Origin of the sequence: Citrobacter sp. XT1-2-2 (genome assembly GCF_023516235.1) — a bacterium.
GTDB classification, from domain to species: domain Bacteria; phylum Pseudomonadota; class Gammaproteobacteria; order Enterobacterales; family Enterobacteriaceae; genus Citrobacter; species Citrobacter werkmanii.
This window is the reverse complement of the sequence record NZ_CP097324.1, coordinates 3,137,876-3,163,168: the sequence shown is the minus strand read 5'-3', so window position 1 is coordinate 3,163,168 and position 25,293 is coordinate 3,137,876. Positions and strand designations below refer to the sequence as shown.

Below are 25,293 nucleotides of genomic sequence, written 5' to 3'. Positions count from 1 at the left end.
CAACAATGTTAAGAGCACAAAATGAAAGCATTCGATTTACAGCGTATGGCACTGGATAAGGTGCCAATGGAGTTTCTTGGCGAGGTTGCGCTGCGTAGTCTCTATACCTTTATATTGGTTTTTCTGTTTTTAAAGCTTACAGGGCGGCGTGGCGTACGGCAGATGTCGCTTTTTGAAGTGCTGATTATTCTTACGCTGGGCTCAGCGGCGGGCGATGTGGCGTTTTATGACGATGTGCCGATGATTCCGGTGCTGGTGGTTTTTATTACCCTGGCGCTGCTTTATCGTCTTGTCATGTGGCTGATGTCACACAGCGAAAAGCTGGAAGATCTACTGGAAGGTAAGCCAGTGGTCATCATTGAAGACGGTGAATTGTCATGGTCAAAGCTTAATCGCGCCAATATGACGGAATTCGAATTCTTTATGGAGCTGCGTTTGAACGGCGTAGAGCAACTGGGGCAGGTGAAACTCGCTATTCTGGAGACGAATGGGCAGATCAGCGTTTACTTCTTTGCCGATGAAGACGTAAAACCGGGACTCAGCATTCTGCCTAAACATTGTACACAGCGATTTAAGGTGGTGCCTGAAACAGGCGACTATGCATGTGTACGGTGTAGTGAAGTGGTGCAAATGAGCGCGGGGGATCATCAATTATGTCCGCGCTGCGCAAATCCAGAATGGTCGAAGGCCAGTCGGGCAAAACGGGTCACCTGACAGCGAAAATCTCGGTTTTTACCCGTCAATCCGATAGATTCTGTTGTGTGACCTATGACTCATTTTTACCCCGCTCAGTTTTACCCATTGCGGCGCGTGTCACTGAATGATAAAACCGATATCCACAGGAATAACTTATGCCCAATGTCTGTCACAGGATTATCGTCAATGACAGGATGTTGATTGGATAACAACACAACGTGGTGAGGGGAAATGGCTCAGGTCTTCAATTTTAGTTCAGGTCCGGCAATGCTACCGGCGGAAGTACTTAAACTGGCTCAACAGGATCTTCGCGACTGGAACGGTCTTGGCACGTCGGTCATGGAAATTAGCCACCGGGGCAAAGAGTTTATCCAGGTGGCAGAGGAAGCAGAGCAGGATTTTCGCGATCTCCTCAGCATCCCCTCTAACTATAAAGTGTTGTTCTGTCATGGCGGTGGCCGTGGGCAATTCGCCGGTATCCCGTTAAATATTCTCGGTGATAAAACGACAGCGGATTACGTCGATGCCGGTTACTGGGCTGCCAGTGCGATTAAAGAAGCGAAAAAGTACTGCACGCCAAACGTTATCGATGCCAAAGTCACCGTTGACGGTCTGCGCGCTGTTAAGCCAATGAGCGAATGGCAGCTTTCTGACAACGCCGCGTACCTGCACTATTGCCCGAATGAAACCATCGATGGCATTGCGATTGATGAAACGCCGAACTTTGCCAGCAATGTGGTGGTTACGGCGGATCTCTCTTCTACCATCCTCTCCGCGCCGCTTGATGTTAGCCGCTATGGCGTAATCTATGCCGGGGCGCAGAAAAACATTGGTCCTGCGGGACTGACGATTGTCATTGTACGCGAAGATCTGCTGGGTAAAGCGCATGTTTCATGCCCGTCAATCCTTGACTATACCGTGCTAAATGACAACGACTCCATGTTCAACACGCCGCCAACCTTTGCCTGGTATCTGTCTGGCCTGGTCTTTAAGTGGCTCAAAGAGCAGGGCGGTGTTAATGCGATGAATAAAATTAACCAGCAAAAAGCAGAGCTGTTGTATGGCGTGATCGACAACAGCGACTTCTATCGTAACGATGTCGCGAAGTCGAACCGTTCACGTATGAACGTCCCGTTCCAACTGGCTGACAGCGCCCTGGATAAACTCTTCCTGGAGGAGTCTTTCGCTGCGGGTCTGCATGCGCTGAAAGGGCACCGTGTGGTCGGCGGTATGCGTGCGTCTATCTATAATGCGATGCCGCTCGAAGGCGTAAAAGCACTGACCGATTTCATGGTCGATTTCGAACGCCGCCGCGGTTAATCTGCTGTACTTTCATCCCCACAGTCCGCCTGTGGGGTTTTTATATCTGTTTTGAGAGTTGAGTTTCATGGAATCCCTGACGTTACAACCCATTGCGCGGGTGGATGGCACCATCAATCTGCCTGGATCCAAAAGTGTTTCTAACCGCGCTTTGCTGCTGGCCGCATTAGCAAATGGCACCACTGTCCTGACCAACCTGCTGGACAGCGACGATGTCCGTCATATGCTCAATGCACTCAATGCGTTAGGGATTAGCTATACCCTTTCCGCCGATCGTACCCGCTGCGAGATTATCGGCAACGGCGGTGCATTACATGCCGAAAGGGCAGTGGAACTGTTTCTTGGCAATGCCGGAACCGCAATGCGTCCGCTGGCCGCTGCGCTGTGCCTTGGCAGCAATGACATCGTGTTGACAGGCGAACCGCGCATGAAGGAGCGCCCGATTGGCCATCTGGTTGATGCGCTGCGCCAGGGGGGAGCCAACATTGAGTACCTGGAACAGGAAAACTATCCGCCGCTTCGTTTGCGCGGGGGCTTCTCCGGCGGGCAAGTTGAGGTAGACGGCAGCGTATCCAGCCAGTTCCTCACTGCGCTACTGATGACTGCACCGCTGGCGCCGCAGGATACAACGATCGCCATTAAAGGCGAGCTGGTATCTAAACCTTATATTGATATCACCTTGAATCTGATGAAGACGTTTGGTGTTGAAATTGAGAATCAGAACTACCAGCGCTTTGTCGTGCAGGGGCAGCAGCAGTATCAGTCTCCGGGCGCCTATCTGGTTGAGGGCGATGCTTCTTCTGCTTCATACTTCCTCGCGGCGGGCGCCATTAAAGGCGGCACGGTTAAAGTCACCGGGATTGGCCGCAACAGTATGCAGGGCGATATTCGCTTTGCTGATGTACTGGAGAAAATGGGCGCGACCATTACCTGGGGTGATGATTTTATTGCCTGTACTCACGGCGAACTGAACGCAGTGGATATGGATATGAACCATATTCCCGACGCGGCGATGACTATTGCCACGGCCGCGCTGTTTGCTAAAGGCACCACGACCCTACGCAACATCTACAACTGGCGCGTCAAAGAGACCGACCGTCTGTTTGCGATGGCGACGGAATTACGCAAAGTGGGCGCGGAAGTTGAAGAGGGGCATGACTTCATCCGCATCACACCACCAGCGACGCTGAAGTTTGCGGATATCGCAACCTATAACGATCACCGTATGGCGATGTGTTTCTCGCTGGTGGCGCTGTCTGATACCCCTGTGACCATTCTTGACCCCAAATGTACCGCCAAAACTTTCCCGGATTATTTCGAACAGTTGGCGCGTATTAGTACACCTGCCTGATTTTATTGCCGCACTACCCGGTGCGGCACATTCTGCCATCTCCGATTGTCTATTTCTTCTACACTCAGCTTCAATGATTCTGCATTTTTCACACAAAGATAACGATCGTTGTCGTTGGCGCGTATAATGCGCGGCGTTCACGTTAACGTATGCCCGTTTAAGGAGAAAAAGATGACGGCAATTGCCCCGGTTATTACCATTGATGGCCCAAGCGGTGCAGGTAAAGGCACCTTGTGCAAGGCAATGGCGGAAGCATTGCAGTGGCATCTGTTAGATTCAGGCGCGATCTATCGCGTACTGGCGCTCGCAGCGTTACATCACCATGTCGATGTCACCTCTGAAGATGCTCTGGTACCGCTTGCCTCACACCTGGATGTGCGTTTTATCTCAACGGACGGCAACCTGGAAGTCATTCTGGAAGGTGAAGATGTTAGTGGCGAAATCCGCACTCAGGAAGTGGCGAATGCCGCATCCCAGGTGGCTGCTTTTCCCCGCGTGCGCGAAGCGCTTTTACGTCGTCAACGCGCGTTTCGCGAAGCGCCTGGCCTGATTGCCGACGGACGCGATATGGGAACCGTCGTGTTCCCGGATGCGCCGGTGAAAATTTTTCTGGACGCCTCCTCGCACGAACGTGCGCATAGACGTATGCTACAGTTGCAGGAGAAGGGCTTTAGTGTTAACTTTGAACGCCTTTTGGCCGAGATCGAGGAACGCGATTACCGCGATCGTAACCGTGCTGTAGCGCCGCTGGTTCCCGCTGCTGATGCTTTAGTTTTGGATTCAACCCGATTAAGCATTGAGCAAGTGATTGAAAAAGCGTTACAATATGCGCGCCAAAAACTGGCACTCGCTTAAGTGCGACCGAATTTGCAGTACCCCCGTTGCAATGGACTGACAGCGGGTATGTTAAACAACCCCATCCGGCATGGAGCCAGGTGGACGTTAAATATGAAACCTGAAGATTAAACATGACTGAATCTTTTGCTCAACTGTTTGAAGAATCCTTAAAAGAAATCGAAACCCGTCCGGGTTCCATCGTTCGTGGTGTTGTTGTTGCTATCGACAAAGACGTAGTACTGGTTGACGCTGGTCTGAAATCTGAGTCCGCCATTCCGGCAGAGCAGTTCAAAAACGCCCAGGGCGAGCTGGAAATCCAGGTTGGTGACGAAGTTGACGTTGCTCTGGATGCAGTAGAAGACGGCTTCGGTGAAACCCTGCTGTCCCGTGAGAAAGCTAAACGTCACGAAGCTTGGATCACGCTGGAAAAAGCTTACGAAGAAGCTGCAACCGTTACTGGTGTTATCAATGGCAAAGTCAAGGGTGGCTTCACTGTTGAGCTGAATGGTATTCGCGCGTTCCTGCCGGGTTCCCTGGTAGACGTTCGTCCGGTCCGCGACACGCTGCACCTGGAAGGCAAAGAGCTTGAGTTCAAAGTCATCAAGCTGGATCAGAAGCGTAACAACGTTGTTGTTTCCCGTCGTGCCGTTATCGAATCCGAAAACAGCGCAGAACGCGATCAGCTGCTGGAAAACCTGCAGGAAGGCATGGAAGTTAAAGGTATCGTTAAGAACCTCACTGACTACGGTGCATTCGTTGATCTGGGTGGCGTTGACGGCCTGCTGCACATCACCGACATGGCATGGAAACGCGTTAAGCATCCGAGCGAAATCGTAAACGTTGGCGACGAAATCACTGTTAAAGTGCTGAAGTTCGACCGCGAGCGTACTCGTGTATCTCTGGGCCTGAAACAGCTGGGCGAAGATCCATGGGTAGCTATCGCTAAGCGTTATCCGGAAGGTACCAAACTGACTGGTCGCGTGACCAACCTGACCGACTACGGCTGCTTCGTTGAAATCGAAGAAGGCGTTGAAGGCCTGGTTCACGTTTCCGAAATGGATTGGACCAACAAAAACATCCACCCGTCCAAAGTTGTTAACGTTGGCGATGTAGTGGAAGTTATGGTTCTGGATATCGACGAAGAACGTCGTCGTATCTCCCTGGGTCTGAAGCAGTGCAAAAACAACCCATGGCAGCAGTTCGCGGAAACCCACAACAAGGGCGACCGTGTTGAAGGTAAAATCAAGTCTATCACTGACTTCGGTATCTTCATCGGCCTGGACGGCGGCATCGACGGCCTGGTTCACCTGTCTGACATCTCCTGGAACGTTGCAGGCGAAGAAGCAGTTCGTGAATACAAAAAAGGCGACGAAATCGCAGCAGTTGTTCTGCAGGTTGACGCAGAGCGTGAGCGTATCTCTCTGGGCGTTAAACAGCTCGCAGAAGATCCGTTCAACAACTGGGTTGCACTGAACAAGAAAGGCGCAATCGTAAACGGTAAAGTCACTGCAGTTGACGCTAAAGGCGCAACCGTAGAACTGGCTGACGGCGTTGAAGGTTACCTGCGCGCTTCTGAAGCTTCCCGTGACCGCGTTGAAGATGCAACTCTGGTTCTGAGCGTAGGCGACGACGTTGAAGCTAAATTCACCGGCGTTGATCGTAAGAACCGTGCAATCAGCCTGTCTGTTCGTGCTAAAGACGAAGCTGATGAGAAAGATGCAATCGCAACTGTTAACAAACAGGAAGATGCAAACTTCTCTAACAACGCAATGGCTGAAGCTTTCAAAGCAGCTAAAGGCGAGTAATATCAAGTTCTCTAAATCCTTTGTGCCGTTAACAGCACAAAGGGTGACGAGTAGCTTGACAGATTACAGGATTCGTCCTGTAATCAATGACAAAGGGCGGCTACGGCCGCCCTTAATCAATGCAGCAGCTAATTATGCCTTTAAGGAACCGGAGGAATCATGACCAAGTCAGAATTGATTGAAAGACTTGCAACCCAGCAACCTCATATTCCCGCGAAAGCGGTTGAAGATGCAGTAAAAGAGATGCTGGAACATATGGCCTCGACTCTTGCGCAGGGCGAGCGTATTGAAATCCGCGGTTTCGGCAGCTTCTCTTTGCATTACCGCGCACCTCGCACCGGACGTAATCCGAAGACCGGCGATAAAGTGGATCTGGAAGGGAAATACGTTCCGCACTTTAAACCAGGTAAAGAACTGCGCGATCGCGCCAATATTTACGGTTAAGTTTTTAGCGAGACTTAACGCCGAGGAAAGCACCTGCATGGGTGCTTTTTTCATTTCTGCAGGCCCATACTGGAATCCCCATCCCAATTAATTCGCATGTTACATCCGCCGCCAAAGATCAGCGGAACGCGTGCCGTATAACAGTAAATTGTCGCCAGACAACCGTTGAGTATTACTACACACTCCCCGCAACAGGGAGGTATTGATGAAAATAACAACGGTGAGTACGTGTGCATTGTGCGGCATTCTTCCTCTGATGCTATTACCCGCGCTACCTGAGATGCTGAGCATCAGCGTTGTATTTTGTCTGGCATGTCTGCTCTGCCTTTTTCCCCACAAACATATGCGTTTCGCCGGGTTGACCCTGCTGTTTTTTCTTTGGGGAATAATGGCGGCGAAAGATGCACTTTGGGCGGGTAATACGCTTCCTGCTAAAAACCAGCAGGCAATTGTGCGCATAACCGGAACCGACAATATGACCACGCACTATGGTCAGATCACGCACCTGCTGGGGCGGCGAATCTTTCCTGCGCAAGGAATTGTGCTGTATGGGCAGTACCTGCCCGGCGACGTTTGCGCGGGCCAGACATGGGCGATGACGCTAAAAGTTCGCGCCGTACACGGTCAATTAAATGAGGGAGGATTTGACAGTCAACGTCACGCGTTAGCACAGCATCGGCCGCTGACGGGACGGTTCTTACAGGCTTCGGTCATCGCGCCACACTGTAGCTTACGTTCGAAGTATCTCTCTTCGTTGAAAATCCAGCTCGCCGACTATCCCTGGCAGCAGGTCATACTGGGGCTGGGAATGGGAGAGCGCTTGTCCGTGTCACAAGAGGTAAAAGCCATTATGCGTGATACCGGCACGGCGCATTTGATGGCTATCTCCGGGCTGCATATTGCGTTTGCCGCACTTTTGGCGGGAGGACTGATTCGCGGTGGACAATTTTTTATGCCAACCAGATGGATTTGCTGGCAGGTTCCATTGATTGGCGGGATTATCTGCGCGACATTTTATGCATGGTTAACGGGGCTTCAGCCGCCTGCATTGCGCACGATTGTCGCGCTGATGGTCTGGGGGGCGCTGAAGCTAAGCGGCAGGCAGTGGAGCGGATGGTCGGTCTGGGTCTGTTGTCTCGCAGCCATCGTGGTGGCTGATCCTCTCGCTATTCTGTCACAAAGTCTGTGGTTGTCTGCTTTTGCCGTCGCGGCGCTGATATTCTGGTATCAGTGGGTACCTTTACCTGCCTGGTCGCTCTCTCGCATTGGACGCATACTGCTGGCGCTCGCTCATCTGCAACTGGGTATCACGATTCTGCTTTTGCCTGTGCAAATTTCGATGTTTCACGGCATAAGTCTGACTTCATTGGTGGCTAATATATTTGCCGTACCGCTGGTCACGTTTATTTCCGTACCGCTGATACTAGCCGGCATGCTCGTACATTTAACCGGTCTGGGAGGGCTGGAGTCGGGACTGTGGTATTTAGCCGATCGGTCTCTGGCGCTGTTATTTGGGGGACTTAATGCTCTGCCCCAAGGCTGGATTAACATAGATGCCCGCTGGCAATGGCTTGCATTGGCACCTGGGCTGATGCTCATCGCATGGCGACTGAATGCCTGGCGTACTCTACCGATGCTTTGTTTCACGGCGCTATTTTTGCTGAGTGAACCGCTCTGGCGAGCGCCACGCACGGACGCATGGCAAGTGCATATGCTGGACGTCGGGCAGGGACTGGCGATGGTGATCGCCCGCAATGGAAAAGCGATTCTTTATGATACGGGCCTGGCATGGCCTGAGGGCGATAGCGCGCAGCAACTGATCATTCCCTGGTTACGCTGGCACAACCTCGAGCCTGAAGGGGTTATTTTAAGTCACGAGCATATGGATCATCGGGGAGGGTTGCGCTCGCTGCAACAAGCATGGCCATTCTTATGGATAAGAAGCCCACTAGGCTGGAAAGGTCATCTCCCGTGTTTTCGCGGGGAACGCTGGCAATGGCAAGGATTAACGTTCGGTGCGCACTGGCCGGTGCGCGGAAATACAGCGCAAGGGAATAACCAATCCTGCGTGGTTAAAGTCGATGACGGACATCAGAGTATTCTTCTGACCGGGGATATTGAGTCTCCCGCTGAACAAAAAATGCTAAGTCACTACTGGTCGCATCTGCAGGCTACTGTTATGCAGGTTCCACACCATGGCAGCAATACATCATCATCACTGGCGCTGATTCAGCGAGTTGGCGGACAGGCGGCATTAGCCTCGGCATCCCGTTACAATGCCTGGCGACTGCCTTCCTGGAAGGTGAAGCGGCGCTATCGGCAACAAGATTATCAATGGCTGGATACGCCACATCAGGGGCAGATTACGCTGGATTTTTACCCGAAAACCTGGCAAATACGCAGCATGCGGGATCAGATTTTACCCCGTTGGTATCATCAGTGGTTTGGCGTGTCGGAGGATAACGGGTAGAATATGCGGCTATTCTAACAAATGCTGGTTTTTTGAATGCATAACGATAAAGATCTCTCTACGTGGCAGACGTTTCGCCGACTATGGCCAACCATAGCGCCTTTTAAATCGGGTCTGATCGTGGCGGGTATAGCGTTAATCCTTAACGCGGCCAGCGATACCTTCATGTTATCGCTCCTTAAGCCATTACTGGATGATGGTTTTGGTAAAACTGACCGCTCGGTGCTGTTGTGGATGCCGCTGGTGGTCATTGGGCTGATGATAGTTCGTGGCTTAACCAGCTATGTCTCCAGCTACTGTATCTCATGGGTGTCAGGCAAAGTGGTTATGACCATGCGCCGCCGCCTGTTTGGTCACATGATGGGCATGCCAGTCTCCTTTTTTGATAAACAGTCTACAGGTACGTTGCTGTCACGTATTACCTATGATTCAGAACAGGTTGCGTCATCGTCTTCCGGTGCGCTGATCACCGTGGTACGTGAAGGGGCGTCAATTATTGGCCTGTTCATCATGATGTTCTATTACAGCTGGCAGCTGTCATTGATCCTGATAGTACTGGCGCCAATTGTGTCAGTGGCGATTCGTGTGGTTTCTAAGCGCTTTCGTAGCATCAGTAAAAATATGCAAAACACCATGGGGCAGGTTACGACCAGTGCGGAGCAGATGCTGAAAGGCCACAAGGAAGTTCTGATTTTTGGTGGTCAGGAAGTCGAAACCAAACGCTTTGATAAAGTCAGCAACAAGATGCGCTTACAGGGGATGAAGATGGTTTCCGCCTCTTCTATCTCCGATCCTATCATCCAGTTGATTGCGTCTCTGGCTCTGGCCTTTGTGTTATATGCAGCCAGTTTCCCAAGCGTCATGGAAAACCTGACGGCAGGGACCATTACCGTTGTTTTCTCGTCAATGATCGCGCTGATGCGTCCGTTGAAATCGCTGACTAACGTCAACGCGCAGTTCCAGCGTGGTATGGCGGCATGCCAGACCTTATTTACGATTCTGGATAGCGAACAGGAGAAAGACGAAGGTAAACGCGTTATCGAACGCGCTACCGGCGATCTGGAATTCCGCAATGTGACCTTTACTTATCCAGGACGTGAAGCCCCTGCGCTGCGTAACATCAACCTGAATATTCCGGCGGGTAAAACCGTCGCTCTGGTTGGGCGTTCGGGTTCAGGTAAATCCACCATCGCCAGCCTGATCACGCGCTTCTACGATATCGATGAAGGACAGATTCTGATGGACGGGCACGATCTGCGCGAATATACCCTCGCATCCCTGCGCGATCAGGTTGCTTTGGTTTCGCAGAATGTGCACCTGTTTAACGATACGGTTGCCAATAACATCGCCTACGCGCGTACCGATTTATACAGTCGCGAACAGATCGAAAAAGCGGCGCAGATGGCCTATGCCATGGATTTCATCAATAAGATGGATAATGGTCTGGATACGGTGATTGGCGAAAACGGCGTACTGCTTTCCGGTGGACAGCGCCAACGTATCGCTATCGCCCGTGCCTTACTGCGTGACAGTCCGATCCTGATCCTTGATGAAGCTACGTCGGCTCTCGATACTGAATCCGAACGCGCGATTCAGGCGGCACTGGATGAGCTACAGAAAAACCGTACTTCTCTGGTCATTGCACACCGTCTTTCTACCATTGAGCAGGCGGATGAAATCATCGTGGTGGAAGACGGGGTGATTGTCGAGCGCGGAACCCATAACGAGCTGATTGAGCAACGCGGCGTGTATGCGCAATTACACAAAATGCAATTTGGTCAATGATCGCACGTATCTGGTCTGGTGAATCGCCGCTGTGGCGCTTATTACTTCCACTCTCCTGGCTGTATGGCCTGGTGAGTGGGGGGATCCGCTTATGCTACAAACTTGGGCTCAAGCGCGCATGGCGCGCGCCGGTACCAGTTGTCGTAGTGGGAAACCTTACCGCAGGCGGGAACGGTAAAACGCCGGTGGTGATTTGGCTGGTTGAACGACTACAGCAACGTGGTATCCGCGTGGGCGTGGTTTCTCGTGGTTATGGCGGAAAAGCCGCGGCTTACCCGCTGTTGCTGACAACGGATACCACGACTGCAGAAGCGGGCGATGAACCGGTGCTCATCTACCAGCGCACCGGCGTGCCTGTAGCGGTCTCTCCGAACAGAGCGGATGCGGTAAAAGCTATTTTGGCGCATCATGATGTGCAAATTATTGTGACGGACGATGGCCTGCAGCACTATCGTCTGGCGCGAGATGTTGAAATCGTGGTGATTGACGGCGAGCGTCGGTTTGGCAATGGCTGGTGGCTTCCTGCCGGTCCAATGCGGGAACGCGCAGGTCGGCTTAAATCGGTAGATGCGACAATCGTTAACGGCGGTAGTCCACAGCCGGGGGAGATCCCCATGCGACTTGAACCAGGGCTGGCCGTTAATTTACGCACGGGTGAACGCCGTGATGTGGCACAGCTAACCAATATTGTCGCCATGGCGGGTATTGGTCATCCGCCACGTTTTTTTGCCACGCTTGAAGCGTGTGGCGTCAAACCACAAAAATGTATTGCGCTGGCAGATCATCAATCTCTGACCTACAGTGACGTCAGTGCGTTTTCAGACGCAGGGCAAACGCTGGTGATGACGGAAAAAGATGCGGTTAAATGCCGCGCATTTGCTGATGATAACTGGTGGTATTTACCTGTGGACGCACATTTGTCAGGCGAACGGCCTGATGTGTTGCTGGATAGCTTAATCTCGCTGACTCGCTAACGGATTCAAGCTGCGGCAGCGAATCATTTATGAGGTCATAAATGTCGTTGCCGCACCTTTCTCTGACGGATGCTCGTCATCTTCACCTTGCCGCTCAAGGTCTGCTGAAAAAAACACGCCGCCGGGCATCTCCTGCCGATATTCTTGCCACCATTTCGCGCATATCTTTATTGCAAATCGATACCATCAATATTGTGGCGCGCAGTCCTTACCTGGTGCTGTTCAGTCGTTTAGGTGATTATTCCCCGCAATGGCTGGATGACTCGCTACGGCAGGGTGAACTGATGGAGTACTGGGCGCACGAGGCCTGCTTTATGCCGCGCAGTGACTTTATGCTGATACGCCACCGCATGCTGGCGCCGGAGAAAATGGGCTGGAAATATAAAGCGGCGTGGATGGCAGAACATGCCCATGAGATTGAGCAGTTACTCCAGCATATCCATCATAATGGGCCGGTACGCTCAGCCGATTTTGAACATCCCCGTAAGGGGGCTAACGGTTGGTGGGAATGGAAGCCGCATAAGCGACACCTTGAAGGACTGTTTACTGCCGGGAAAGTCATGGTGGTGGAGCGGCGTAATTTCCAGCGAGTCTATGATTTAACCCATCGCGTCATGCCGCACTGGGATGATGAACGTGACAGGCTTTCACAAGAGGAAGCCGAAATTGTCATGCTGGACAACAGCGCCCGTAGTCTGGGGATTTTTCGCGAACAGTGGTTGGCAGACTACTATCGTTTGAAGCGTCCGGGATTAAAAAACTGGTGTGATGTGCGCAAGGAACAGCAACAAATTATTCCGGTCGACGTTGAAGGGCTGGGAACCCTGTGGTTGCATAGCGATCTTCAACCGCTGCTTGAGCAGGCATTGGCGGGTAAATTAACAGCAACGCATAGCACGGTTTTATCGCCGTTTGATCCGGTGGTCTGGGATCGTAAACGGGCAGAGCAGCTATTCGATTTTAGCTATCGGCTGGAATGTTATACGCCAGCAGCGAAACGACAATACGGTTATTTTGTCCTGCCTTTACTGCATCATGGGCAGTTAGTGGGGCGGATGGATGCCAAAATGCACCGTAAAACAGGTGTACTGGAGGTGATTTCGCTATGGTTACAGGATGGGGTCAAACCTGGCATTACTCTGCAAAAAGGGTTGTTCCAGGCGATTGATGATTTTGCCCGCTGGCAGCAGGCAACGCGCGTGACGCTGGGGCGCTGTCCTGAAGGTATATTTGCTGGTGTACGTCATGGCTGGGAAATAGCCCCAGCCCGTTAAGCGATTATGTTAATATTTACGGATTCACAATCCGGTCCATCTGGAGGAACTATGGATCATCGTCTGCTTGAAATCATTGCCTGCCCGGTATGCAATGGCAAACTCTGGTTTAACCAGGAAAAACAGGAACTAATTTGTAAACCGGATAACCTTGCTTTCCCACTGCGTGATGGCATTCCCGTTTTACTGGAAACCGAAGCTCGCGTTCTGACTGCGGATGAGAGTAAATCATGAGTTTTGTGGTCATTATTCCTGCGCGTTATGCGTCCACCCGTTTGCCGGGCAAGCCACTGCTGGATATCAACGGCAAGCCGATGATCGTGCATGTGCTGGAGCGTGCGCGTGAATCTGGCGCTGAGCGCATTATCGTTGCCACCGATCATGAAGATGTCGCTCGTGCGGTAGAAGCGGTGGGAGGGGAAGTTTGCATGACCCGGGCCGATCACCAGTCTGGTACCGAGCGTCTGGCGGAAGTCGTCGAGAAATGTGGCTTTAGCGATGATACCGTTATTGTGAACGTTCAGGGTGATGAGCCGATGATCCCAGCGGTCATTATTCGTCAGGTGGCCGAAAATCTGGCGCAACGCCAGGTTGGCATGGCGACCCTTGCGGCTCCCATTCATAGTGCGGAAGAAGCATTCAATCCGAATGCGGTTAAAGTCGTTCTGGACAGCGAAGGCTATGCGCTCTATTTTTCGCGCGCAACGATTCCCTGGGATCGCGACCGTTTTGCCAAAAGCCTGGAAACGGTAGGCGATACCTTCCTGCGTCACCTCGGTATTTACGGTTATCGCGCCGGTTTTATTCGCCGCTATGTTAACTGGCAGCCCAGCCCGCTTGAGCATATTGAAATGCTGGAGCAACTGCGTGTGCTGTGGTACGGCGAAAAAATTCACGTGGCCGTAGCTAAAGAAGTACCGGGTACTGGCGTAGACACTGCTGAGGATCTTGAGCGCGTTCGCGCTGAAATGCGTTAGTTTTTCTCATGGCACTCCACCCATAATACCGCCTATTTTTGGGAGGAGTGTCGTATCGTTACGTTTTCCCTGTGCTTTTCTTTTCATCAATTGATCTCATCCGGGTGACATCTGTCTGCGCGACGCTCATTATGAAAGCAGTAGCTTTTATGAGGGCAATCTGAAATGGAACAGTTGCGTGCCGAACTCAGCCATCTGCTGGGTGAAAAACTCAGTCGTATTGAATGCGTGAATGAAAAAGTGGATACCGCCCTGTGGTCACTGTACGACAGCCAGGGTAATCCGATGCCGCTGATGGCGCGAAGTTTCACCACGCCGGGGATGGCGCAGCAGCTGGCATGGAAAACCTCCATGCTGGCGCGCAGTGGCACGGTACGTATGCCGGTCATTTATGGCGTCTTAACGCATGAGGAGCATCCCGGTCCTGATGTGCTCCTGCTTGAGCGTCTACGCGGCGTGCCGGTGGAAGCGCCTGCCCGAACGCCCGAGCGCTGGGAACATTTAAAAGATCAAATCGTAGAAGGTTTGCTGTCATGGCATCGGCAGGACAGCCGCGGCTGCGTGGGAGCTGTGGATAACACGCAAGAGAACATCTGGCCGTCCTGGTATCGCCAGCGTGTCGAGGTATTGTGGAGCACGTTGAATCAGTTCAACAATACTGGGCTGACGATGCAGGACAAGCGGATTCTGTTCCGCACCCGTGAATGTTTACCCGACTTATTTGCCGGTTTTAATGATAACTGCGTGCTGATCCACGGCAATTTCAGTTTACGCAGCATGCTCAAAGATGCTCGTAGCGATCAGCTCCTGGCGATGGTGGGACCGGGCTTGATGCTATGGGCGCCAAGAGAATATGAATTGTTCCGCTTAATGGATAATGCGCTGGCGGAAAGCCTGCTTTGGCAATATCTGCAACGCGCGCCAGTGGCGGAGTCATTCATCTGGCGGCGCTGGTTGTATGTGTTATGGGATGAGGTGGCGCAGTTGGTCAATACCGGACGCTTTAATCGTTCCAACTTTGATCTGGCGACAAAATCCCTGCTGCCGTGGCTCGCCTGATCAACACGTGAACACCGTATCCGGCCTGGAATTCTGCGCTGATCCGTAGGCCTGATAAGACGCGATAGCGTCGCCATCAGGCAACATTTCGGTCAATGTTCAGCTCCCTTCAGCCACTGCCAGATGCGCCCCAGCGTTTCGTATCCGGCACGATCGCTGTGCATCAGCCAGACCGGCGAGGGAATTGCCCGCTCCCATGGATTAAGCGGGGAATCAATCGCTAACTGATTGGCAGGTGCTGGCAGCGGATGTAGCCCGGCCTGCTGGAAGAAAATCATGGCACGCGGTAAGTGCGACGCGGAGGTCACCAGCAGAAAAGGCGCGTTGCCGATGGCCTGCTTTACTGCCGCTGCTTCTTCTTCAGTATCTTTGGGTTGATCCAGCGTGATGATGTCACCAGCCGGCACCCCCAGCGACTTTGCTACGCGAGCGCCAGCTTCCGCGGTACTAACGTTATTCGTTTTTGCGGCGGCACCGGTAAAGATAAGCTTCGACCCCGGATTCGCGCGCCATAGGCGAATACCTTCATTCAGGCGTGGGAGGCTATTGTTAATCAGGTTTGAACTCGGCGCCCACTGAGGGTTCCAGGTATATCCCCCGCCCAGCACCACAATGTATTCCACTTTTTGCGTATCCTGCCAGGTGGGATAGCTGTCCTCAATGGGCTTGAGCAGACTGTCGGCGACGGGTTGTAAACTCAGGAGTAATAGCGCCAGCCAACTCAGGCTGATACACACTTTCCCTGTTTTTTGAAAGCGGCTAAACCAGACCAGCGCCAGGCCAATACCCATCATTGTTAGCATCAGCGGAAGCGGCAGCATCATACCGCCAATCACTTTCTTCAGCGTAAAAAGCATCCTTTTTGGTTCCTTTTTTAACCATACAGCAGGGGATCTGCAGGGATATTACACCAGGAAGGTTCATTCTCGGCGCGGGTGTGACAAAATAGCGGTTTTACTTAGTCACCCTAAAGCCAGTATGTGGAGAGCCCGATGCGGGATCGCAATTTTGATGACATTGCAGAGAAGTTTTCCCGTAACATTTACGGCACCACCAAAGGCCAATTAAGACAGGCTATTCTTTGGCAGGATTTGGATCGATTATTGGCGACATTCGGCGAGCAGCAATTGCATATTCTGGATGCCGGCGGCGGTGAAGGGCAAACGGCCATCAAGATGGCGGAACGTGGGCACTTCGTGACATTATGCGATCTGTCAGGCGAAATGATCGCCCGTGCGCGACAGGCGGCAGAGGCAAAAGGTGTGAGCGGAAACATGCATTTCATACAATGCGCCGCTCAGGACGTTACTGCGCATTTGGAAACCCCGGTTGATCTGATATTGTTTCATGCTGTGCTGGAATGGGTGACGGATCCCGTCAGCGTGTTGCAGACGTTGTGGTCAGTATTGCGTCCCGGCGGCGCGCTGTCGTTAATGTTCTACAATGCTAACGGTCTGTTGATGCATAACATGGTCGCAGGGAACTTTGACTATGTGCAGGTGGGGATGCCGAAACGTAAAAAGCGTACGCTTTCACCGGACTACCCACGCGATCCGGGGCAGGTTTACCAGTGGCTGGAACAGATCGGTTGGCAGATAACAAGTAAAACGGGCGTCCGAGTGTTTCATGACTATCTGCGGGATAAGCATAAACAACATGACGACTATGAAATGTTACTTGAGTTAGAAACGCGCTATTGCCGCCAGGAACCGTATATCAGCCTTGGGCGCTATATTCATGTCACCGCGATTAAAAGTCCGGCCCGAGCCGCAGATGCAAGGATAACCTATGAGTGAATTTTCCCAGACAGTCCCCGAACTGGTTGCCTGGGCCAGAAAAAATGACTTCTCCATCTCTCTGCCGGTAGACAGACTTTCGTTCCTGCTGGCGGTCGCCACTCTGAACGGCGAGCGACTTGACGGCGAGATGAGTGAAGGTGAGCTGGTGGATGCGTTCCGCCATGTGAGTGATGCGTTTGAGCAAACCAGCGAAACCATTGGCGTACGTGCTAACAACGCGATTAACGATATGGTGCGTCAACGTCTGCTGAACCGCTTTACCAGCGAGCAGGCGGAAGGCAATGCCATATATCGTTTAACGCCGCTCGGGATTGGCATCACGGATTACTACATACGTCAGCGCGAATTCTCTACGCTGCGTCTTTCAATGCAACTGTCGATTGTTGCAGGCGAACTGAAGCGCGCGGCGGATGCGGCAGCGGAAGGCGGCGATGAGTTCCACTGGCATCGCAATGTTTACGCGCCATTGAAATATTCGGTGGCGGAGATTTTCGACAGTATCGATCTCACCCAGCGCATCATGGATGAACAGCAGCAGCAGGTGAAAGACGATATCGCGCAGTTGCTGAACAAAGACTGGCGGGCGGCGATTTCCAGCTGTGAACTGCTGCTTTCTGAAACTTCCGGGACGCTGCGCGAACTGCAGGATACGTTGGAAGCGGCGGGGGATAAGCTACAGGCAAACCTGCTACGAATCCAGGATGCCACGATGGCGCATGACGATTTGCATTTTGTCGACAGACTGGTGTTTGACTTACAAAGTAAGCTCGACCGTATTATCAGTTGGGGCCAGCAGTCTATTGATTTGTGGATCGGTTACGATCGCCATGTGCATAAGTTTATCCGTACCGCGATTGATATGGATAAAAACCGCGTCTTTGCCCAGCGTTTGCGCCAGTCCGTGCAGACTTATTTTGACGATCCATGGGCGCTGACTTATGCCAACGCCGACCGTCTGCTGGATATGCGTGATGAAGAGATGGTCCTGCGTGACGAAGAGGTCACCGGTGAGCTTCCGACAGATCTGGAATATGAAGAATTTAACGAGATCCGTGAGCAACTGGCGGCGATCATCGAAGAACAGTTGGCTATCTACAAATCCAGACAAACGCCACTGGATCTCGGTTTGGTAGTGCGCGAGTATCTGGCGCAATATCCACGTGCGCGTCACTTCGACGTCGCGCGTATTGTTATCGATCAGGCGGTACGTCTTGGCGTAGCGCAAGCAGATTTCACCGGACTGCCAGCCAAATGGCAGCCGATTAATGATTACGGAGCCAAGGTACAGGCGCATGTCATTGACAAATATTGAACAAGTGATGCCGGTAAAGCTGGCGCAGGCGCTGGCGAATCCGTTATTTCCGGCGCTGGATAGCGCCTTACGTTCGGGCCGACATATCGGCCTGGATGAACTGGATAATCATGCCTTCCTGATGGATTTTCAGGAATATTTTGAAGAATTTTATAGCCGCTATAACGTGGAACTGATCCGCGCGCCGGAAGGATTCTTCTACCTTCGTCCGCGTTCAACGACGCTCATTCCGCGTTCGGTTCTGTCCGAACTGGACATGATGGTGGGTAAAATTCTTTGCTATCTCTATCTCAGCCCGGAACGCCTGGCGAATGAAGGGATTTTTACCCAGCAAGAGTTATACGACGAGTTGTTGACGCTGGCGGATGAAGCGAAACTGCTGAAGCTGGTGAACAATCGTTCAACCGGTTCGGACGTTGACCGTCAAAAGCTACAGGAAAAGGTACGTTCTTCGCTAAACCGTCTGCGTCGCTTAGGCATGGTGTGGTTTCTGGGTCACGACAGCAGCAAATTCCGTATTACGGAATCGGTCTTCCGCTTTGGCGCGGACGTACGCACCGGTGACGATCCGCGCGAAGCACAGCGTCGCTTAATTCGTGATGGCGAAGCGATGCCGGTCGAGAACCGCCTGCAGCTCAACGATGAGCCCGAAGAGAATCAGCCGGACAGTGGAGAAGAAGAATAATGATTGAACGCGGTAAATTTCGCTCACTTACGCTGATTAACTGGAATGGCTTTTTTGCCCGTACGTTCGACCTGGATGAATTGGTCACCACGCTGTCCGGTGGTAACGGTGCGGGAAAATCCACGACCATGGCGGCATTTGTTACGGCGCTCATCCCGGATTTAACCCTGCTGCATTTCCGTAATACCACCGAAGCCGGTGCGACCAGCGGTTCACGTGACAAAGGTCTGCACGGTAAGCTGAAGGCGGGGGTCTGTTACTCAATGCTTGACGTCCTCAACTCCCGCCATCAGCGCGTGGTTGTCGGCGTTCGTCTGCAACAGGTTGCCGGTCGCGATCGTAAAGTGGATATCAAGCCGTTTGCCATTCAGGGGCTGCCGATGTCGGTGCAGCCCACTCAGTTGGTTACGGAAACGCTGAACGAACGCCAGGCGCGCGTCCTGTCTCTCCCTGAGCTGAAAGAGAAGCTTGATGAGATGGAAGGCGTGCAGTTTAAGCAGTTCAACTCGATAACGGATTATCACTCGCTGATGTTCGATCTGGGCATCATTGCCCGTCGTCTGCGCTCTGCGTCCGATCGTAGTAAATTCTATCGTCTGATTGAAGCCTCGCTGTATGGCGGTATCTCCAGCGCTATTACTCGCTCGCTGCGTGATTACCTGCTGCCAGAAAACAGCGGCGTACGCAAAGCGTTCCAGGATATGGAAGCCGCACTGCGTGAAAACCGCATGACCCTGGAAGCCATTCGCGTAACCCAGTCTGACCGCGATCTGTTTAAGCATTTGATCAGCGAAGCGACCAACTACGTGGCAGCGGATTATATGCGCCATGCCAACGAGCGCCGTATTCATCTGGATAAAGCGCTGGAATATCGTCGTGAACTGCATACCTCACGCAAGCAGTTGGCTGCTGAGCAGTATAAGCACGTGGATATGGCGCGCGAACTGGGCGAGCACAACGGCGCGGAAGGCGATCTGGAAGCTGATTACCAGGCGGCGAGCGATCACCTCAATCTGGTGCAAACCGCGCTGCGTCAGCAGGAAAAAATTGAACGATATGAAGCGGATCTCGAGGAATTACAGATCCGTCTCGAAGAACAAAATGAGGTCGTCGCGGAAGCCGTTGACCGCCAGGATGAAAACGAAGCCCGCGCGGAAGCCGCTGAGCTGGAAGTGGATGAGCTGAAAAGTCAGCTTGCCGATTATCAGCAGGCGCTGGATGTCCAGCAAACGCGAGCTATCCAGTATACCCAGGCGATTCAGGCGTTAAGCCGGGCCAAAGAGTTGTGCCACTTACCGGATCTGACAGCCGACAGCGCTGCCGAATGGCTGGAAACCTTCCAGGCCAAAGAGCAGGAAGCCACAGAAAAACTGTTGACGCTGGAACAAAAAATGAGCGTGGCGCAAACCGCGCACAGCCAGTTCGAACAGGCTTATCAGTTGGTGGCGGCGATTAACGGCCCACTGGCGCGTGGTGAGGCCTGGAGCGTGGCGCGTGAACTGCTGCGGGAAGGCGTTGAGCAGCGTCACCTGGCGGAACAGGTTCAGCCGTTGCGTATGCGTCTTAGCGAACTGGAGCAGCGTCTGCGCGAGCAGCAGGACGCCGAGCGGCTGTTGGCTGAATTCTGCAAACGCCAGGGCAAACAGTTCGATATCGATGAACTGGAAGCGCTGCATCAGGAGCTGGAAGCGCGCATCGCCGCCTTGTCGGACAGCGTATCCTCAGCCAGTGAACAGCGAATGACGCTGCGTCAGGAACAGGAACAACTGCAGTCGCGTATCCAGCATTTGATGAAACGCGCGCCGGTCTGGCTGGCCGCGCAAAATAGCCTGAATCAACTTAGCGAACAGTGCGGCGAAGAGTTTACCTCCAGCCAGGACGTGACCGAGTATCTGCAGCAATTGCTGGAGCGCGAGCGTGAAGCCATTGTTGAGCGCGATGAAGTTGGCGCGCGCAAAAACGCGGTTGATGAAGAAATTGAACGTTTAAGTCAGCCGGGCGGGGCGGAAGATCAGCGTCTGAACGCGCTGGCGGAACGCTTCGGCGGCGTGCTGCTGTCTGAAATTTATGACGACGTTAGCCTTGAAGATGCGCCGTATTTCTCCGCGCTGTACGGTCCGTCGCGCCATGCTATCGTGGTGCCGGATCTGTCGCTGATTACCGAACAGCTTGAAGGGCTGACGGATTGTCCGGAAGATCTCTATTTTATCGAAGGGGATCCGCAGTCGTTTGATGACAGCGTTTTCAGCGTTGATGAGCTGGAAAAAGCGGTGGTGGTGAAAACAGCCGAACGTCAGTGGCGTTATTCCCGCTTCCCAACGGTGCCGATTTTTGGCCGCGCCGCGCGCGAAAGCCGTATCGAAACCCTGCATGCCGAGCGTGAAGGGCTGTCTGAACGTTTCGCCACGCTCTCTTTTGACGTCCAGAAAACCCAGCGTCTGCATCAGGCGTTCAGCCGCTTTATCGGCAGCCATTTATCGGTGGCGTTTGAAGCTGATCCAGAAGCGGAAATTCGTCAGTTGAACAGCCGCCGCGTTGAGCTGGAGCGTGCGCTGACCAATCATGAAAATGATAATCAGCAAAGCCGTATGCAGTTTGAACAGGCGAAAGAGGGGGTTTCTGCGCTGAACCGCCTGCTGCCGCGTTTAAATCTGCTGGCCGATGAAACGCTTGCCGATCGCGTGGACGAAATTCGTGAGCGTCTGGATGAAGCTCAGGAAGCGGCGCGTTTTGTGCAGCAGCACGGCAATCAGTTAGCCAAACTGGAACCGATGGTTTCGGTTCTGCAAAATGATCCTGAGCAGTTTGAACAACTGAAGGAAGATTACGCCTATTCCCAGCAGATGCAGCGTGATGCGCGTCAGCAGGCGTTTGCGCTGACAGAGGTCGTACAACGTCGGGCGCACTTTAGCTATTCCGATTCAGCCGAAATGCTGAGCGGCAACAGCGATCTGAACGAAAAACTGCGCCAACGCCTGGAACAGGCGGAAGCTGAACGTACCCGCGCTCGTGAAGCGCTGCGCAGCCACGCCGCGCAGTTAAGCCAGTACAACCAGGTCATGGCGTCGCTGAAAAGCTCCTATGACACTAAAAAAGAACTGCTCAACGATTTACAACGTGAACTGCAGGATATCGGCGTTCGTGCTGACAGCGGTGCGGAAGAGCGTGCCCGTATTCGTCGGGATGAACTGCACGCGCAGCTCAGTAACAACCGTGCGCGCCGTAACCAGCTGGAAAAAGCGCTGACCTTCTGCGAAGCGGAGATGGACAACCTGACCCGCAAACTGCGCAAACTGGAACGCGATTATTTTGAGATGCGCGAACAGGTAGTGATGGCGAAAGCCGGCTGGTGTGCCGTGATGCGCATGGTGAAAGACAACGGCGTTGAACGCCGTCTGCACCGTCGCGAGCTGGCATATCTTTCTGGTGATGAACTGCGTTCGATGTCGGATAAGGCGCTCGGTGCGCTGCGTCTGGCGGTGGCGGATAACGAACACCTGCGTGATGTGTTGCGCATGTCTGAAGATCCGAAGCGCCCGGAGCGTAAAATTCAGTTCTTTGTCGCGGTTTATCAGCATCTGCGTGAACGTATTCGTCAGGATATTATTCGTACCGACGATCCGGTGGAAGCGATTGAACAGATGGAGATCGAACTGAGCCGTCTGACGGAAGAATTAACCTCGCGTGAACAGAAGCTGGCGATCAGCTCCCGCAGCGTGGCGAACATCATTCGTAAGACGATTCAGCGCGAACAAAACCGTATTCGTATGCTGAACCAGGGGCTGCAAAACGTGTCGTTTGGTCAGGTCAACAGCGTACGTCTGAACGTCAACGTGCGTGAAACGCATGCCACCTTGCTGGACGTACTTTCCGAGCAGCATGAACAGCACCAGGATCTGTTTAACAGCAACCGTCTGACCTTCTCTGAAGCACTGGCGAAGCTGTATCAGCGACTGAATCCGCAGATTGATATGGGGCAACGCACGCCGCAAACCATTGGTGAAGAGCTGCTGGACTACCGTAACTATCTGGAAATGGAAGTCGAGGTTAACCGTGGATCTGACGGTTGGCTGCGTGCTGAATCTGGCGCACTGTCCACCGGTGAAGCGATCGGGACCGGGATGTCTATTCTGGTGATGGTTGTGCAAAGCTGGGAAGACGAAGGTCGCAGACTGCGTGGGAAAGATATCTCGCCATGCCGACTGTTGTTCCTTGATGAAGCCGCACGACTGGATGCCCGCTCCATCGCGACCCTGTTTGAACTGTGCGAGCGTTTGCAGATGCAACTGATTATCGCGGCACCGGAAAACATCAGCCCGGAGAAAGGCACCACCTACAAACTGGTGCGTAAAGTCTTCCAGAACACCGAGCACGTTCACGTGGTGGGGCTACGCGGGTTTGCCCCGCAGTTACCTGAACCACTGCCGGGAACTGAAGACGCTTCCTCACAGGCAAGCTAACGAAGAAGGCGGCTAAATAGCCGCCTTCTGCTTTTCTGAAAAGCACGTAATGCCTGGTGTGATTTCTTTAGACTTCTTTACATTAGGTTAGGCAAAAACTATTTGATGTTTATATACTAAAGGTAAGCCTAACGCATCGCAGGCTTGCTCGTCATACTTCAGCGTGTATTGGCGTTTTACAGGTCCGACCCCAACTAACTTAGGGGGAATGCATACGGCCTGGCTATCCAAAGTATGATAAAGAAAACAGGGGGCAAGGGATGTTGCTTAATAAAATGTGTGGTCGTCGGCTCTCGGCAATCAGTTTGTGCCTGGCCGTAACATTCGCTCCACTGTTCAATGCGCAGGCCGACGAGCCTGAAATGATTCCTGGCGATAGCTCAGCGTCCGTCAGTGAACAGCCTACGGCGTTATCGCAACCGCAGGTTCAATCTTCCGCTACTGCTATTATGGCGGGTATTCAACCGCTGCCAGAGGGCATGTCTGTCGATAAGGCGCGCGCCGACTTACAATCTCAACTTCCAGCGGGCTTCACGCCGGTATACATGAGTCAGTTGGAGCTGCTGTACGCTGCGCGCGATATGAAACCGATGTGGGAAAATCGTGATGCGGTAAAAGCATTTCAGCAACAGTTAGCCGAGGTGGCGATTGCTGGTTTCCAGCCGCAATTTACCACTTGGGTCGCATTGCTGACTGACCCGGCGGTAACCGGTCAGGCGCGAGACATCGTACTTTCTGATGCCCTGATGGGATATCTGCACTTTATCGCGAATATTCCTGTCAAAGGTAATCGCTGGCTCTACAGTAACAAGCCCTATGCGCTGGCAACTCCGCCGATTTCCGTGATCAACCAATGGCAGGTGGCGCTGGATAATGGCCAACTGACGTCGTTTATTGCCAGCCTGGCGCCTCAGCATCCGCAGTATGCAGCCATGCATGAATCGTTGCTAAAACTGGTGAGCGATACGCGTCCCTGGCCGCAGTTAACCAGTACCGCGACGCTGCGTCCTGGCGAGTGGAGTAACGACATCCCCGCGTTGCGTGAAATTTTACGCCGTACCGGGATGCTCGAATCAGTCGTCAGTACGGCAGCTAAAGAAGGGCGTAGCGCTTACGGCAGTGAACTGGTCGAGGCGGTGAAGCGGTTTCAGACCTGGCAGGGGCTGGGGGCTGATGGCGCAATTGGACCCGCAACGCGTGACTGGCTGAACGTAACGCCCGCGCAGCGTGCGGGGGTGCTGGCGTTGAATATTCAGCGTTTGCGCCTGCTGCCGAGTGACTTATCTACCGGTATCATGGTCAATATTCCTGCCTACTCGCTGGTCTATTACCAGAACGGTAATCAGGTGCTGGCCTCCCGTGTCATCGTCGGGCGTCCCGATCGTAAAACGCCGATGATGAGCAGTGCGCTGAATAATGTGGTCGTGAACCCGCCGTGGAACGTCCCGCCGACGCTGGCACGAAAAGATATTCTGCCTAAGTTGTGGAATGATCCGGGATACCTTGAGCGTCACGGCTATACCGTAATGCGCGGCTGGAATAGCAAAGAGACGATAGATCCGTGGCAGGTTGACTGGGCGACCATCACCGCATCCAATCTGCCGTTCCGCTTCCAGCAGGCGCCGGGCGCGCGTAACTCACTCGGACGTTATAAATTTAATATGCCGAGTTCAGATGCTATTTATTTGCACGATACGCCGAATCACAATCTGTTCCAGAAAGATACGCGGGCGCTTAGTTCAGGCTGCGTGCGTGTGAATAAGGCATCTGAGCTGGCGAATATGCTGTTACAGGATGCGGGATGGAATGATTCGCGCATCTCGGACGCCCTGAAGCAAGGGGATACACGGTACGTGAATATTCGCCAGAATATTCCGGTCAATCTCTACTACCTGACCGCGTTTGTGGGAGCGGATGGTCGGACGCAGTATCGTACAGATATTTACAATTACGATCTGACAGCGCGATCCAGCGCACAAATTGTGTCAAAAGCCGAACAATTAATCAGATAAATGAAGCAGTTCGAGAAAAATGATTGTCGTAAG

General features: G+C 52.9%; 19 protein-coding genes. 18 read left to right on the top strand and 1 reads right to left on the bottom strand.

Annotation, left to right across the window (positions count from 1 at the left end; translation table 11 throughout):
- Window positions 1–21 precede the first annotated feature (21 nt).
- The 13 genes from M4I31_RS15135 to M4I31_RS15075 all read left to right on the top strand — a co-directional run bounded on the left by M4I31_RS15135 (window position 22) and on the right by M4I31_RS15075 (window position 14,992).
- Window positions 22–714, top strand: a complete 693-nt coding sequence (locus M4I31_RS15135; RefSeq protein ID WP_038639302.1) for a DUF421 domain-containing protein — start codon at window positions 22–24, stop codon at window positions 712–714.
- Between the two features lie 213 nt (window positions 715–927).
- Window positions 928–2,016: a 3-phosphoserine/phosphohydroxythreonine transaminase gene (gene serC / locus M4I31_RS15130; RefSeq protein WP_061381866.1), complete on the top strand. Its 1,089-nt coding sequence runs from the start codon at window positions 928–930 to the stop codon at window positions 2,014–2,016.
- 67 nt (window positions 2,017–2,083) lie between these two features.
- Complete coding sequence (gene aroA, locus M4I31_RS15125; RefSeq protein WP_085049195.1) at window positions 2,084–3,367, top strand: 3-phosphoshikimate 1-carboxyvinyltransferase; 1,284 nt, start codon at window positions 2,084–2,086, stop codon at window positions 3,365–3,367.
- Between the two features lie 171 nt (window positions 3,368–3,538).
- A complete protein-coding gene (gene cmk / locus M4I31_RS15120; protein ID WP_032939922.1) occupies window positions 3,539–4,222 on the top strand; it encodes a (d)CMP kinase in 684 nt (227 codons plus the stop codon).
- Between the two features lie 113 nt (window positions 4,223–4,335).
- Window positions 4,336–6,009, top strand: a complete 1,674-nt coding sequence (gene rpsA / locus M4I31_RS15115) for a 30S ribosomal protein S1 (protein WP_003035776.1) — start codon at window positions 4,336–4,338, stop codon at window positions 6,007–6,009.
- A gap of 159 nt (window positions 6,010–6,168) precedes the next feature.
- The gene (ihfB, locus tag M4I31_RS15110; protein WP_003035780.1) at window positions 6,169–6,453 is read left to right on the top strand and encodes an integration host factor subunit beta; all 285 of its coding nucleotides are present in this window, start codon (window positions 6,169–6,171) and stop codon (window positions 6,451–6,453) included.
- Between the two features lie 205 nt (window positions 6,454–6,658).
- Window positions 6,659–8,923 (top strand): ComEC family protein, encoded by a 2,265-nt coding sequence (locus tag M4I31_RS15105; protein ID WP_085049196.1) that lies wholly within the window; start codon window positions 6,659–6,661, stop codon window positions 8,921–8,923.
- Between the two features lie 36 nt (window positions 8,924–8,959).
- A complete protein-coding gene (gene msbA / locus M4I31_RS15100; protein WP_038639312.1) occupies window positions 8,960–10,708 on the top strand; it encodes a lipid A ABC transporter ATP-binding protein/permease MsbA in 1,749 nt (582 codons plus the stop codon).
- Window positions 10,705–11,682 carry a tetraacyldisaccharide 4'-kinase gene (gene lpxK, locus M4I31_RS15095; RefSeq protein ID WP_038639315.1) on the top strand — a complete coding sequence of 326 codons (978 nt, stop codon included), beginning with the start codon at window positions 10,705–10,707 and terminating at the stop codon, window positions 11,680–11,682. Before msbA ends, lpxK begins: the two co-directional genes overlap by 4 nt.
- Window positions 11,683–11,723: 41 nt before the next feature.
- Window positions 11,724–12,956: a winged helix-turn-helix domain-containing protein gene (locus M4I31_RS15090; protein ID WP_085049197.1), complete on the top strand. Its 1,233-nt coding sequence runs from the start codon at window positions 11,724–11,726 to the stop codon at window positions 12,954–12,956.
- A gap of 51 nt (window positions 12,957–13,007) precedes the next feature.
- The gene (gene ycaR / locus M4I31_RS15085) at window positions 13,008–13,190 is read left to right on the top strand and encodes a protein YcaR (protein ID WP_038639323.1); all 183 of its coding nucleotides are present in this window, start codon (window positions 13,008–13,010) and stop codon (window positions 13,188–13,190) included.
- Window positions 13,187–13,933, top strand: coding sequence for a 3-deoxy-manno-octulosonate cytidylyltransferase (kdsB, locus tag M4I31_RS15080; RefSeq protein WP_038639327.1), 747 nt, complete (start codon window positions 13,187–13,189; stop codon window positions 13,931–13,933). Before ycaR ends, kdsB begins: the two co-directional genes overlap by 4 nt.
- 165 nt (window positions 13,934–14,098) lie before the next feature.
- Window positions 14,099–14,992, top strand: a complete 894-nt coding sequence (locus M4I31_RS15075; protein ID WP_038639330.1) for a YcbJ family phosphotransferase — start codon at window positions 14,099–14,101, stop codon at window positions 14,990–14,992.
- A 92-nt stretch (window positions 14,993–15,084) separates the two neighbouring features.
- On the opposite strand, the gene elyC is transcribed toward M4I31_RS15075, so the two are convergent.
- Window positions 15,085–15,849 carry an envelope biogenesis factor ElyC gene (gene elyC, locus M4I31_RS15070; protein WP_161668240.1) on the bottom strand — a complete coding sequence of 255 codons (765 nt, stop codon included), beginning with the start codon at window positions 15,847–15,849 and terminating at the stop codon, window positions 15,085–15,087.
- A 135-nt stretch (window positions 15,850–15,984) separates the two neighbouring features.
- Between elyC and cmoM the strand changes: the two genes are divergently transcribed.
- The 5 genes from cmoM to ldtD all read left to right on the top strand — a co-directional run bounded on the left by cmoM (window position 15,985) and on the right by ldtD (window position 25,260).
- Window positions 15,985–16,788: a tRNA uridine 5-oxyacetic acid(34) methyltransferase CmoM gene (gene cmoM, locus M4I31_RS15065; protein WP_069323253.1), complete on the top strand. Its 804-nt coding sequence runs from the start codon at window positions 15,985–15,987 to the stop codon at window positions 16,786–16,788.
- Complete coding sequence (gene mukF, locus M4I31_RS15060; protein ID WP_038639340.1) at window positions 16,781–18,103, top strand: chromosome partition protein MukF; 1,323 nt, start codon at window positions 16,781–16,783, stop codon at window positions 18,101–18,103. Before cmoM ends, mukF begins: the two co-directional genes overlap by 8 nt.
- Window positions 18,084–18,788 (top strand): chromosome partition protein MukE, encoded by a 705-nt coding sequence (mukE, locus tag M4I31_RS15055; protein ID WP_038639343.1) that lies wholly within the window; start codon window positions 18,084–18,086, stop codon window positions 18,786–18,788. Before mukF ends, mukE begins: the two co-directional genes overlap by 20 nt.
- Window positions 18,788–23,248 carry a chromosome partition protein MukB gene (gene mukB / locus M4I31_RS15050; protein WP_038639346.1) on the top strand — a complete coding sequence of 1,487 codons (4,461 nt, stop codon included), beginning with the start codon at window positions 18,788–18,790 and terminating at the stop codon, window positions 23,246–23,248. The genes mukE and mukB overlap by 1 nt, the downstream gene beginning before the upstream one ends.
- Window positions 23,249–23,508: 260 nt before the next feature.
- Window positions 23,509–25,260, top strand: coding sequence for a L,D-transpeptidase (gene ldtD / locus M4I31_RS15045; RefSeq protein ID WP_085049198.1), 1,752 nt, complete (start codon window positions 23,509–23,511; stop codon window positions 25,258–25,260).
- Window positions 25,261–25,293: the final 33 nt, after the last annotated feature.

Coding starts and splice junctions, on each gene's coding strand:
- M4I31_RS15135 (WP_038639302.1), top strand. CDS start 22: ATGAAAGCATTCGATTTACAGCGTATGGCACTGGATAAGGTGCCAATG.
- serC (WP_061381866.1), top strand. CDS start 928: ATGGCTCAGGTCTTCAATTTTAGTTCAGGTCCGGCAATGCTACCGGCG.
- aroA (WP_085049195.1), top strand. CDS start 2,084: ATGGAATCCCTGACGTTACAACCCATTGCGCGGGTGGATGGCACCATC.
- cmk (WP_032939922.1), top strand. CDS start 3,539: ATGACGGCAATTGCCCCGGTTATTACCATTGATGGCCCAAGCGGTGCA.
- rpsA (WP_003035776.1), top strand. CDS start 4,336: ATGACTGAATCTTTTGCTCAACTGTTTGAAGAATCCTTAAAAGAAATC.
- ihfB (WP_003035780.1), top strand. CDS start 6,169: ATGACCAAGTCAGAATTGATTGAAAGACTTGCAACCCAGCAACCTCAT.
- M4I31_RS15105 (WP_085049196.1), top strand. CDS start 6,659: ATGAAAATAACAACGGTGAGTACGTGTGCATTGTGCGGCATTCTTCCT.
- msbA (WP_038639312.1), top strand. CDS start 8,960: ATGCATAACGATAAAGATCTCTCTACGTGGCAGACGTTTCGCCGACTA.
- lpxK (WP_038639315.1), top strand. CDS start 10,705: ATGATCGCACGTATCTGGTCTGGTGAATCGCCGCTGTGGCGCTTATTA.
- M4I31_RS15090 (WP_085049197.1), top strand. CDS start 11,724: ATGTCGTTGCCGCACCTTTCTCTGACGGATGCTCGTCATCTTCACCTT.
- ycaR (WP_038639323.1), top strand. CDS start 13,008: ATGGATCATCGTCTGCTTGAAATCATTGCCTGCCCGGTATGCAATGGC.
- kdsB (WP_038639327.1), top strand. CDS start 13,187: ATGAGTTTTGTGGTCATTATTCCTGCGCGTTATGCGTCCACCCGTTTG.
- M4I31_RS15075 (WP_038639330.1), top strand. CDS start 14,099: ATGGAACAGTTGCGTGCCGAACTCAGCCATCTGCTGGGTGAAAAACTC.
- elyC (WP_161668240.1), bottom strand. CDS start 15,849: ATGCTTTTTACGCTGAAGAAAGTGATTGGCGGTATGATGCTGCCGCTT.
- cmoM (WP_069323253.1), top strand. CDS start 15,985: ATGCGGGATCGCAATTTTGATGACATTGCAGAGAAGTTTTCCCGTAAC.
- mukF (WP_038639340.1), top strand. CDS start 16,781: ATGAGTGAATTTTCCCAGACAGTCCCCGAACTGGTTGCCTGGGCCAGA.
- mukE (WP_038639343.1), top strand. CDS start 18,084: ATGTCATTGACAAATATTGAACAAGTGATGCCGGTAAAGCTGGCGCAG.
- mukB (WP_038639346.1), top strand. CDS start 18,788: ATGATTGAACGCGGTAAATTTCGCTCACTTACGCTGATTAACTGGAAT.
- ldtD (WP_085049198.1), top strand. CDS start 23,509: ATGTTGCTTAATAAAATGTGTGGTCGTCGGCTCTCGGCAATCAGTTTG.